This window comes from Roseomonas sp. TS2 (genome assembly GCF_058833935.1).
Genome location: NZ_JCACVY010000151.1, coordinates 1 through 10931 on the forward strand (window position 1 = coordinate 1; position 10931 = coordinate 10931).

Genomic DNA, 10931 nt, shown 5'->3' on the forward strand with positions numbered 1-10931 from the left:
CGACCTCACCGGCCTGCTGCGCCTCTATCTGCGCCACGAGGTCGGCGCGCTGGCGAAGAACGGCGTGCGGCTGCGCGTCATCGGCGAGCGGGAACGCTTCGGGCCGGAGATGATGACGGCCATCGCCGAGGCGGAAGCGGCCACCGCGCAGAACAGCAGGCTGAACCTGACCGTGGCGCTCTCCTACGGCGCACGGGCCGAGATCGCAGCCGCCGCCCGCGCCCTGGCGCGCGAGGCCGCCGCCGGCCGGATCGACCCGGAGACGGTCGACGCCGCCGCGCTGGAGGCCCGCCTCTCCACCCGGGGTATGCCGGACCCGGACCTGATCATCCGCACCTCGGGCGAGCAGCGCCTGTCCAACTTCCTGCTCTGGCAATCGGCCTATGCCGAGTTCGTCTTCCTCGACGTGCTGTGGCCGGACTTCCAGGCCACGCATCTCCAGGAGGCTCTGGCCGAGTACCGCCGCCGCTCGCGGCGCTTCGGCGTGGGCGCCGGCTGAGGCATGGCCCAGCCGCCCGCGACCTCCCCCGCCGCCGATTCCGCCAAGCGCTGGCGGGACCTGAAGAAGCGCGCCCTCTCCGCCGCCGTGCTGGGGCCGGGGGCGGTGCTGTGCATCTGGCTCGGCGCGGTGCCCTGGACGGCGCTGATGACCGTCGCCATCGCCCTGCTCACCTGGGAGTGGGTGCGGCTCTGCGGCCTGCGCAGCCGTGCCTGGCCGGGCGTCGCGGTGCCGGCGGCGGTGTTCGTCGCCTGCGCCCTCTCGGTGTTCGGGCTGACGGTGCCGGCGCTGGCCTGCCTTTTCGCCGGCTTCCTCGGCACCTGGATCGGCGCGCCGCGTCTGCGCCGGCGCACGCCGCCGCCGCCCGCGCTCTGGCTGGCGGCCGGGGTGCTCTACATCGGCATCGCCGGCATCGCCCTGATCGAGCTGCGGCACGACAATGACGCCGGGCGCGGCAACGTGCTGTTCCTGTTCCTGGTGGTCTGGGCCAGCGACATCGGCGCCTATCTGGTCGGCCGGCTGATCGGCGGGCCGAAGCTGGCGCCGGCCATCTCGCCGGGCAAGACCTGGTCGGGCGCGGCGGGCGGGCTGCTCAGCAGCATGGGCATCGGCTGGCTGGCGGCCGACTGGCTGGCCCCCGGCAACCCGGACGTCGCCAAGGTGCTGATCGTGGCCGCCCTGCTCGGCATCGCCACCCAGCTCGGCGACCTGCTGGAAAGCGCGGTGAAGCGCCACTTCAAGGTGAAGGATTCCTCGATGCTGATCCCCGGGCATGGCGGGCTGCTGGACCGGCTGGACGGGCTGCTGGCGGCCGCGCCGGTCGCCGCCCTGCTGGCCTTCGGCGTCGGCTACGGGGTGCCCCTGTGGCGGTGATCCCCGGCGCCTCGGCCCCGCGCAGCGTCACCATCCTGGGCAGCACCGGCTCGGTCGGCCGCAGCACCGTGGCGCTGCTGGAGGCGGCGGAGCCGGGGCGCTTCCCCGTCGTCGCGCTGGTCGCGGGGCGGGATGCCGCGGGGCTGGCCGCGCAGGCGCTGCGGCTGCGCCCGCAGATCGCCGTGCTGGCCGACGCGGCAGCGGGCCCCGAGCTGGCGCGGCTGCTGGAGGGCAGCGGCATCGCCACGGCCGCCGGGCCGCAGGCGGTGCTGGAGGCGGCCGCGCGGCCGGCGGACTGGACCATGGCCGCCATCGTCGGCGCCGCCGGGCTGGAGCCCACCCTGGCCGCCCTGTCCCATGGCGGCACGCTGGCGCTGGCCAACAAGGAGGCGCTGGTCTGCGCCGGCGACCTCGTGCTGGCCGCCGCGCGGGCCAGCGGCGCCACCCTGCTGCCGGTCGATTCCGAGCACAACGCCATCTTCCAGGCGCTCGACACGCGCGACCCGTCGGCGATCGAGCAGATCGTGCTCACGGCCTCGGGCGGGCCGTTCCGCGAGATGCCGCTGGAGCGCATGGCGCAGGTGACGCCCGAGCAGGCGCTGCGCCACCCCGTCTGGTCGATGGGCGCCAAGATCAGCATCGATTCGGCCACCATGATGAACAAGGGGCTGGAGCTGATCGAGGCGGCGCGGCTCTTCCCCGTGCCGGAGGCGAAGCTGGCCGTGCTGGTGCACCCGCAATCGGCGGTGCACGGCATGGTGCAGTATTGCGACGGCTCGATCCTGGCGCAGCTCGGCTCGCCGGACATGCGCACCCCCATCGCCCACGCCCTGGCCTGGCCGGCGCGGATGGCGGTGGATGTGCCGCGCCTCGACCTCGCCGCCCTGGCGCGGCTGGAGTTCTTCGCCCCCGACCCGGTGCGCTTTCCGGCGCTGCGCCTGGCGCGGGAGGCCTTGCGGGCCGGGGCCGGGGCCCCCACCATTCTGAATGCCGCGAACGAGGCGGCCGTCGGCCTGTTCCTGCAGCGCCGTCTCGGCTTCCTCGACATCGCCGCCGTGGTGGAGGAGACGCTGGCGGCGCTGGGCGCCCCCCCGATCCCCGATATTCCCGCCGTCCTGGCGCTGGACGCCGCGGCACGGCAGGATGCCCTGGCGCGCGCCGCCCGCCGCGCCGCCTGAACCCGCCCGGCGCGGCGCGCGGCATGACTTCGTGCCGCCGGCCCGCCGGCCCGGCACCCCCCTCGGCAAGCCGCGGCGCTGCCCGCCTCGGCCGGAGACGCGACCTTGGACATGCTGCCTGAGCCCTTCCGCTCCATCATCGCCTTCATCCTGGTGCTGGGCGTGCTCGTCTTCATCCATGAGCTGGGCCACTACCTCGCCGCCCGCTGGCGCGGCGTGCATGTGGAGGTGTTCTCCATCGGCTTCGGCCGGCCGATCCGCCAGTGGGTGGACCGGCGCGGCTGCGAGTGGCGCATCGCCTGGCTGCCGCTGGGCGGCTTCGTGAAGCTGCACGGCCAGGAGGGGCCGGACGACGCGACGCCGGAGCAGCGCGCCCGCTGGCGCCAGGGCGAGACCTTCCACGACAAGCCGGTGCGCGACCGCGCCATCGTCGTCGCCGCCGGGCCGGTGGCCAATTTCCTGCTGGCGGCCGCGCTGTTCGCCGGCCTCTACATGACGGTGGGGCAGCCCCAGCCCACCGCCACGGTCGGCACGGTGGTGGAGAACAGCGCCGCCGCCCGCGCCGGCCTGCTGCCCGGCGACCGCATCCTCAGCCTCGACGGCGCGGCCGTCAGCCGCTTCGAGCAGATCCAGGCGCATATCCAGCCGCGCGCCGGCCAGCCGGTGGAGATCCGCATCCAGCGCGGCGGCCAGGAGCAGGCGCTGCGCGCCACGCCGGACAGCCGCGCCGCGGGCGAGGCGACGGTGGGCGTGCTCGGCATCTCCGGCGGGGCGCCGGAGTTCAACCGCCTCAACCCCTTCAGCGCCCTGGCCGCCGGCATCGCCCAGACCTGGGACGTGACGGTGCAGACCCTGGCCGGGCTGTGGCAGATGATCGCCGGCCAGCGCGGCACGGAGGAGCTGGGCGGGCCGCTGCGCATCGCGCAGATCTCGGGCCAGGTGGCGCAGCTCGGCATCGCCAGCCTGGTCTCCTTCATGGCCATCCTCTCGGTCAACCTGGCGCTGATCAACCTCTTCCCCATCCCGGTGCTGGATGGCGGTCACCTGCTGTTCTACGCCGCCGAGGCCATCCGCGGCCGGCCGCTGCCGCCGCGCGCGATCGAGTACGGCTTCCGCGCCGGCTTCGCGCTGCTCATCGCGCTGTTCATCTTCGCCACCTTCAACGACCTCTCGAGCCTCGGCGTGGTGCGCTGGGTGAGCGGGCTGGTGGGCTGACCGGACAGGCGGGGGAGGGGTCCTCCTTCCCCGCCCGGCTCAGGCGATGTTGATGCCTCGGCCGGTAAGGCCTTGGGGTGGCTGCTGAAACTTCCTGAACGGCCGATGGGCAAGTGGGGGTGGCGGGGCGCGCTGTTCCCCGCTAGTCTCCCGCGGCCCGAGACGCCCCGTTTTCGGCGGTTTTCCCTTGGCCCCCTTCAACCGGCCCGGATCCGACCTTTGCACGCTACCCGCGCCCTCCTGCTCGCCGCCACCTGCCTCGTGCCCGTGCTGCTCCCGCCCGAGGCGGTGGCGCAGCCAAGGCGCGGCGCCGCCGCCGCGGCCCAGCCCGCCAACGGCGTCATCCGCCAGATCGACGTGGAGGGGAATCAGCGCATCGAGGCGGATACCGTCCGCTCCTACATGCTGGTGCAGCCGGGGGACGCCTTCGACTCCGACCGGCTGGACCGCAGCCTCCGCACCCTCTTCGCCACCGGCCTGTTCCGCGACGTGCAGATCGGCCGCCAGGGCGACCGGGTGGTGGTGCGGGTGCAGGAGAACCCGATCGTCAACCAGGTGGCGTTCGAGGGGAACAGCAAGCTCTCGGACGACACGCTGCGCCCCGAGGTGCAGCTGCGCCCGCGCGCCGTGTTCACCCCCGCCGCCGCCCAGGCGGACCGCCAGCGCCTGCTGGAGCTCTACGCCCGCCGCGGCCGCTTCGCCGCGCGCGTCGAGCCCAAGGTGATCGAGCGCGACCAGAACCGGGTGGACCTCGTCTTCGAGATCACCGAGGGCGACGCGGCGCTGATCAGCCGCATCAACTTCGTTGGCAACGAGAACTTCTCCGACAGCCGGCTGAAGGAGATCGTCTCCTCGCGCGAGGCGGCCTGGTACCGCCCCTTCAGCTCCTCCGACACCTATGAGCCGGAGCGGCTGAACTTCGACCGCGAGCTGCTGCGCCGCTACTACCAGCGCCAGGGCTACGCCGACGTGAACGTCACCGGCGCCACCGCCGAGCTGGCGCCGGACCGCAGCGGCTTCTTCGTCACCTACACCATCAACGAAGGCCCGCGTTACAGCGTCGGCAAGGTGGAGATCACCTCCGCCCTGCGCAACGTCACCGCCGAGCGCCTGCAGCGCGTGATGGAGATCTCGCCCGGTGACCGGTACGATGGCGACGCCGTCGAGCGCATGGTGCAGACCCTGACCGACGAGGCCAACCTCGCCGGCGCGCCCTTCGTCGAGGTGGAGCCGCGCGTGACGCGCGACCGCCAGGGCCGCAAGGTGGACCTGGTCTTCGAGGTGAAGGAAGGCCAGCGCGTCTACGTCAACCGCATCGACATCACCGGCAACACCCGCACGCAGGACCGCGTCATCCGCCGCGAGTTCCGCATCGCCGAGGGGGATGCCTTCAACGCCGCGCAGGTGCGCCGCTCGCGCCAGCGCATCCGCGACCTGGGCTATTTCCAGGACGTGCAGATCAACCCGGTGCCCGGCGCCACGCCGGACCAGGTGAACCTGAACACCAATGTCGTCGAGCGCGCCACGGGCGAGATCTCGATCGGCGGCGGCTACTCCACCGATGCGGGCGCCCTGGCCGATCTCGGCCTGCGCGAGCGCAACATCCTCGGCACCGGCATCGACGCGCGGGTGAACACCACCCTGGCGCAGCGCCGCAGCCAGGTGGACCTCTCCGTCACCGACCCGTCCTTCATGGACCGCAACCTCGCCGTCGGCGTCGACCTGTTCTACGTGGTGCGCGACCTGACCGACTATTCGGGCTACGAGGAGCGCCGCGCCGGCTTCAGCCTGCGCGCCGGCTACGAGTTCAACGAGCGGCTGCGCCAGTCCTGGTCCTACACCCTGTCGCGCCGCAACGTGTTCAACGTGCTGGACGACGCCTCGATCTACATCCAGGAGCAGAAGGGCGTCACCGTCCTGTCGCAGATCGGCCAGACGCTGACCTACGACACGCGCGATTCCCGCCTCGACCCGCGCGACGGCTACGTGCTGCGCCTGGGCACCGACCTGGCCGGCCTCGGCGGCGACGTGAACTACCTGCGCACGCGCCTCGACGGCACCTACTACGTGCCCTTCGAGCGGCTGCTGGGCGACCCGGACTACGTGCTCGCCATCTCCGCCGGCGTCGGCCACATGTTCAGCTATGGCGGGCGCGACAAGGATGAGCGGATCATCGACCGCTTCTTCCTCGGCGGCGAGAACCTCCGCGGCTTCGCCGTCGCCGGCGCCGGCCCGCGCGACACCAGCACGCAGGATGCCCTGGGCGGTCGCACCATCTGGACGCAGACCACCGAGATGCGCTTCCCGCTCCCGGTGCCGTCCGAGCTTGGCCTGCTCGGCCGCGCCTTCGTCGATGTCGGCTCGCTCACCGGCATCGATTCCGCCCCCAACATCGTCGATGACTCGTCCCCCCGCGTGGGCGCGGGCGTCGGCATCTCGTGGCGCAGCCCGTTCGGTCTGATCAACATCGACCTGGCGCAGGCCCTGGTGAAGAAGTCCTACGACGAGACGCAGGTCTTCCGCTTCGGCTTCGGCACGCGCTTCTGAGCCTAATACGACGGAGTTTCCCGAACATGGCGCGACGCGTCTCCGCAGCGCTTGCGATGGCCCTGATGTCCTCCACCCTGCTCTCGGGCGGTGTGGCGATGGCCCAGCAGCAGGAGTGGTTCGTTCCTCCCAACCAGGCGCAGCAGCAGCAGCCTGCCCAGCGCCCGGCCCAGGCGCCGCAGCAGCGCCCCGCGCAGCGCGCCGTGCAGCCCAACCCGGCGCCGCTGCCGCCCGGCGAGCCGCCGCCGAATGCCGTCATCGGCATCGTCGACGTGCCCGAGGTGCAGCGCAACTCCACCGCCTTCAACAAGGTGCGCGAGGAGATCGAGAAGCGGCGCCAGAAGCTGAACGACGACCTGCAGCGTGAGCAGACCCGCTGGCGCGAGGAGCAGCAGCAGCTCGTCAACCAGCGCGCCAGCCTCTCGCCCGAGGAGCTGCGCACCAAGGAGCGCGACCTGCAGGAGCGGGTGACCGACAGCCAGCGCATCTTCCGCGACCGCAGCCGCAACATCGAGCAGGCGGCGCAGCAGGCGCTGCAGGAGATCGAGCAGGCGCTGGCGGTGGTGATCCGCCAGGTCTCGGCCAGCCGCAAGGTGAACATGGTGCTGCCGCGCGCCGTGGTCATCTACAACGAGCCGCCCTTCGACCTGACGGGCGAGGTCTCCACCCAGCTCAACAAGGTGCTGAAGTCGGTGACGCTGGCGGCGGAGGATGCCCCGGCGCCCGCTCCCGCGGCGGCCCGTCCGGCCCAGCAGGGCCAGGGCCAGCAGGCGCCGCGGCGGAACTGAGCGCGATGGCGGCTGACCCGCGCTTCCACGCGGGCACCGGCCCGCACCGCCTGGACCGGATCGCCGCGGTGGCCGGACTGCCGGAAGGCAGTCTCGGCGCCGATGCGGCGCGCCTCTTCGAGGATGTGGCGCCGTTGCACGAGGCTGGGCCGGCGCAGATCGCCTTCCTCGACGGCCGCCGCCACCTGGCCGCGCTGCGCGAGAGCCGGGCGGGCGCCGTCATCCTGCCGCCCGATCTGGCCGGCCAGGTGCCGGAAGGCTGCGTGGCGCTGCCCTCGCCGGCGCCCCACCTGGCCTTCGCCCGCGTGGCGGCGCTGTTCCACCCGGCGCCCGCGCCGCTGCCCGGCATCCACCCCACCGCCGTCATCGCCGCCGACGCCGTGCTGGGGGAGGGCAGCGAGGTCGGGCCCTATGCCGTGATCGGCGCCGGCGCGGTGCTGGGCGCGCGCGCCTATGTCGGGCCGCATGCCGTGATCGGCCCCGGCTGCGTCTTCGGCGACGATGCGCGCATCCATGCCCATGCCAGCGCCATCTGCTGCATCGCCGGCCACCGCGTCACGCTGCACCACGGCGCGCGGGTGGGGCAGGAGGGCTTCGGCTTCACGCCGACGCCGGAGGGCCGCTATGTCACCATCCCGCAGCTCGGCCGCGTGCGGCTGGGCGACGAGGTGGAGATCGGCGCCAATGCCTGCGTCGACCGCGGCGCGCTGGGCGACACGGTGCTCGGCCCCGGCACGCGGCTCGACAATCTGGTGCAGATCGGCCACAACGTGAGCACTGGCCGTGGCTGCGTCATCGTCGCGCAGGTCGGAATCTCCGGCTCGACCCGGCTGGGCGACTACGTGACCATCGCCGGCCAGGCCGGGCTGACCGGGCACCTGACCATCGGCAGCAAGGCGCGCATCGGCGCCCAGGCCGGCGTCCAGAGCGACGTGCCGCCCGGGCAGGATGTGACCGGTTCCCCCGCGATGCCGGTGAAGGATGCCTTGCGGGCCGCGCTCTACCTGCGGAAATTGGGTGCCCGTAAGGGAACCGGCTCCGCTGCGGCCACCGCCCGGGAAACGGCAGAACAGAAGGGGCCGCCAGCAGGGCGGCCAGGACATACGGACTGATCGGCATGGACCAGCAAGAACAGCCGGCCTCGGACGAGGCGGCGCACAAGCAGAATCTGGAGACCTGCGACATCGCGCGCATCATGCGCGCCATTCCGCACCGGTATCCTTTCCTGCTGCTCGACCGTATGGTGGAGATGAAGCTGGGCGAGAGTGCCATCGGCATCAAGAACGTCACCATCAACGAGCCGTTCTTCCAGGGCCACTTCCCGAGCCATCCGGTGATGCCGGGCGTGCTGATCATCGAGGCGATGGCGCAGACCGCCGCCGTGCTGGTGGTCGAGACGCTCGGCCCCAGCGCGCATGGCAAGATCGTCTATTTCATGAGCATCGAGAACGCCAAGTTCCGCCGCCCCGTGGTGCCGGGAGACCAGCTGCGGATTCACATCAACAAGGACCGTCAGCGCGGCAATGTCTGGAAGTTCAACGCCGTGGCGCGCGTCGATGGCGTCGCCGTGGCGGAAGCCAGCTACGCCGCGATGATCATGGACCGCTGAGCGGATGCTCGATCGCGTGACGCAGACAGACAACACAGCCCCCGACCCGATCCACCCCACCGCCGAGATCCACCCCACCGCCATCGTCGCGCCGGGCGCGCGCATCGGCGCGGGCTGCCGCATCGGGCCATGGTGCACCATCGGGCCGGACGCCGTGCTGGCCGAAGGCGTGGTGCTCACCTCCCATGTCATCGTCGAGGGCCATGCCGAGATCGGCGAGAAGGTGCAGGTCAGCCCCTTCGCCACCATCGGCCTGGCGCCGCAGGACCTGAAGTACCGGGGCGAGCCCACCCGCGTGGTCATCGGCGCCCGCACCATGATCCGCGAGCACGCCACGGTGCACCGCGGCAGCATCGGCGGCCACGGCATCACCACCGTGGGCGCGGATTGCCTGCTGATGGTCAACGCGCATGTCGGGCATGATTGCACGCTGGACCACCACGTTATCCTCGCCAACAACGTGATGCTGGGCGGGCATGTCGAGATCGCCGACACGGTGTTCGTCGGCGGCGGCGCGGCCATCCACCAGTTCGTCCGCATCGGCCGGCAGGTGGTGGTGGGCGGCATGAGCGGCGTGGAGGCGGACATCATCCCCTTCGGCGCCGTCATGGGCAACCGCGCCCGGCTGACCGGGCTGAACCTGATCGGCCTCAAGCGCCGCGGCTTCCCGCGCAGCCAGATCCACACGCTGCGCGCCGCCTACCGCAGCCTGTTCCGCACCGCCGGCGTCTTCCAGGACCGCGTGGACATCACCGAGGCCAGCTTCGGCGAGGACCCGGTGGTGCAGGAGATCCTGGCCTTCATCCGCGCCGACAGCCGCCGCGGCCTCTGCCGCGCCGGCCGCGAGCTGCTGGATGAGGAGGAAGGCGCCGAGGCCGCGGCGTGACAGGCGCCGGGGCCTGAGCCGGTGTCTTCGCCCGCCATGCCGCGGCCTGGAATGCCGCCGCTCGGGATGATCGTCGGTGGCGGGCTGCTGCCGCAGCGCGCCGCCGCCGCCGCCGCCGCCGCCGGCCGCGTGCCGCATGTGGTGGTGCTGGAAGGCTTCGGCGAACCGCGCGACTATGCGGCCTATCCGCACATCGTCTGCCGCCTCGGCGCCGCCGGCCGCATGCTGGAGTGGCTGCGCGCCGCCGGGGCGCGCGACCTGGTGCTGGCCGGCCGCGTCTCCCGCCCCAGCTTCTTCGCGCTGCGGCCGGATGCGGGGGCGGCGAGGATGCTGCCGCGCATCGGCATGCGTGCCTTCGGCGGCGACGATTCGCTGCTGACCGCCGTGCTGCGCGTGCTGCGCGAGGAGGGCTTCAACCCGATGGAAGCCTATGCCGTGCTGGAGGACTTGCTGGTGCGCGACCCCACTGCCCTGACCACCCATCTGCCGGACGAGGATGCCCGGCGCGACATCCGCCGCGGCCTCGCCGTGGTGCGGGCGCTCGGCGCCGTCGATGTGGGGCAGGGGGCGGTGGTGCAGCAGGGGCTGGTGCTGGCCGTCGAGGCGATCGAGGGCACCGACGCCATGCTGGCCCGCGCCGGCACGCTGCGGCGCGAGGGGCCGGGCGGCGTGCTGGTGAAGATCCTGAAGCCGGGCCAGGACCGGAGGGTGGACCTGCCCACCATCGGGCCGGACACGGTGGCCAATGCCGCCGCTGCCGGCCTGCGCGGTATTGCCATCGAGGCGAACGGCACCATCATCGTCGACCGTGCGGCGACCGCCGCGGCGGCCGAGGCGGCCGGACTGTTCCTGCTGGCCATCGACCCGTCGCACGAAGCCTGGTCCGAAACCATCTCCTGACAGGGAAACACCCCATGAGCAGCTTCCTGCACACCATGATCCGCGTCGGCAACCTGGAGCGGAGCGTGGATTTCTACACGCGCCTGCTCGGCATGCAGGAGCTGCGCCGCAACGACGTGCCGGACGGCAAGTACACGCTGGTCTTCGTCGGCTACGCGCCGGAGAGCACCGGCGCCGGCGTCATCGAGCTGACCTACAACTACGGCGTGGACAAGTACGAGCTGGGCAACGCCTTCGGCCATCTCGCCATCGGCGTGCCGGATGTCTATGCCACCTGCGAGAAGCTGCGCGCCGAGGGCGCCAAGATCACGCGCGAGCCGGGGCCGGTGAAGTTCGGCACCACCGTCATCGCCTTCGTCGAGGACCCGGACGGGTACAAGATCGAGCTGATCGAGCGCAAGTCGGCGGAAGCCGGGACGCGCGGCTGACAGGCGTC

The 10931-nt window shown here is 72.4% G+C and carries 11 protein-coding genes; all 11 read left to right on the forward strand.

Translation table 11 applies throughout. The annotated features are described in order from the left end of the window. A partial coding sequence (gene uppS, locus ACZJYS_RS18750) for a polyprenyl diphosphate synthase (RefSeq protein ID WP_493179911.1) occupies positions 1-499 on the forward strand: 499 nt, incomplete at its 5' end. A 3-nt stretch (positions 500-502) separates the two neighbouring features. After that, positions 503-1372 carry a phosphatidate cytidylyltransferase gene (locus ACZJYS_RS18755; protein ID WP_379649131.1) on the forward strand — a complete coding sequence of 290 codons (870 nt, stop codon included), beginning with the start codon at positions 503-505 and terminating at the stop codon, positions 1370-1372. Further along, positions 1363-2550 carry a 1-deoxy-D-xylulose-5-phosphate reductoisomerase gene (gene dxr, locus ACZJYS_RS18760; protein WP_379649129.1) on the forward strand — a complete coding sequence of 396 codons (1188 nt, stop codon included), beginning with the start codon at positions 1363-1365 and terminating at the stop codon, positions 2548-2550. The genes ACZJYS_RS18755 and dxr overlap by 10 nt, the downstream gene beginning before the upstream one ends. Positions 2551-2661: 111 nt before the next feature. After that, positions 2662-3765 carry an RIP metalloprotease RseP gene (gene rseP / locus ACZJYS_RS18765; RefSeq protein WP_379649209.1) on the forward strand — a complete coding sequence of 368 codons (1104 nt, stop codon included), beginning with the start codon at positions 2662-2664 and terminating at the stop codon, positions 3763-3765. A 219-nt stretch (positions 3766-3984) separates the two neighbouring features. Beyond that, positions 3985-6312 (forward strand): outer membrane protein assembly factor BamA, encoded by a 2328-nt coding sequence (gene bamA / locus ACZJYS_RS18770; protein ID WP_379649127.1) that lies wholly within the window; start codon positions 3985-3987, stop codon positions 6310-6312. Between the two features lie 26 nt (positions 6313-6338). After that, positions 6339-7100, forward strand: coding sequence for an OmpH/Skp family outer membrane protein (locus ACZJYS_RS18775; RefSeq protein ID WP_109515069.1), 762 nt, complete (start codon positions 6339-6341; stop codon positions 7098-7100). 5 nt (positions 7101-7105) lie between these two features. Then, positions 7106-8212: a UDP-3-O-(3-hydroxymyristoyl)glucosamine N-acyltransferase gene (gene lpxD / locus ACZJYS_RS18780; protein ID WP_493179912.1), complete on the forward strand. Its 1107-nt coding sequence runs from the start codon at positions 7106-7108 to the stop codon at positions 8210-8212. Positions 8213-8217: 5 nt separating this feature from the next. Then, positions 8218-8709 carry a 3-hydroxyacyl-ACP dehydratase FabZ gene (gene fabZ / locus ACZJYS_RS18785; RefSeq protein WP_109515071.1) on the forward strand — a complete coding sequence of 164 codons (492 nt, stop codon included), beginning with the start codon at positions 8218-8220 and terminating at the stop codon, positions 8707-8709. Between the two features lie 4 nt (positions 8710-8713). Beyond that, positions 8714-9595, forward strand: a complete 882-nt coding sequence (gene lpxA / locus ACZJYS_RS18790) for an acyl-ACP--UDP-N-acetylglucosamine O-acyltransferase (protein ID WP_493179913.1) — start codon at positions 8714-8716, stop codon at positions 9593-9595. Positions 9596-9646: 51 nt separating this feature from the next. Continuing rightward, entirely contained in the window at positions 9647-10495 is an 849-nt protein-coding gene (locus tag ACZJYS_RS18795) for an LpxI family protein (protein WP_367604195.1), read from the forward strand. A gap of 14 nt (positions 10496-10509) precedes the next feature. Beyond that, positions 10510-10923, forward strand: a complete 414-nt coding sequence (gene gloA / locus ACZJYS_RS18800; RefSeq protein WP_109515074.1) for a lactoylglutathione lyase — start codon at positions 10510-10512, stop codon at positions 10921-10923. Positions 10924-10931 lie beyond the last annotated feature (8 nt).

Excerpts from the sequence above, each read along its gene's own strand:
- lpxA (WP_493179913.1), top strand. The coding sequence starts at position 8,714 with ATGCTCGATCGCGTGACGCAGACAGACAACACAGCCCCCGACCCGATC.
- fabZ (WP_109515071.1), top strand. The coding sequence starts at position 8,218 with ATGGACCAGCAAGAACAGCCGGCCTCGGACGAGGCGGCGCACAAGCAG.
- rseP (WP_379649209.1), top strand. The coding sequence starts at position 2,662 with ATGCTGCCTGAGCCCTTCCGCTCCATCATCGCCTTCATCCTGGTGCTG.
- ACZJYS_RS18755 (WP_379649131.1), top strand. The coding sequence starts at position 503 with ATGGCCCAGCCGCCCGCGACCTCCCCCGCCGCCGATTCCGCCAAGCGC.
- ACZJYS_RS18795 (WP_367604195.1), top strand. The coding sequence starts at position 9,647 with ATGCCGCCGCTCGGGATGATCGTCGGTGGCGGGCTGCTGCCGCAGCGC.
- lpxD (WP_493179912.1), top strand. The coding sequence starts at position 7,106 with ATGGCGGCTGACCCGCGCTTCCACGCGGGCACCGGCCCGCACCGCCTG.
- gloA (WP_109515074.1), top strand. The coding sequence starts at position 10,510 with ATGAGCAGCTTCCTGCACACCATGATCCGCGTCGGCAACCTGGAGCGG.
- ACZJYS_RS18775 (WP_109515069.1), top strand. The coding sequence starts at position 6,339 with ATGGCGCGACGCGTCTCCGCAGCGCTTGCGATGGCCCTGATGTCCTCC.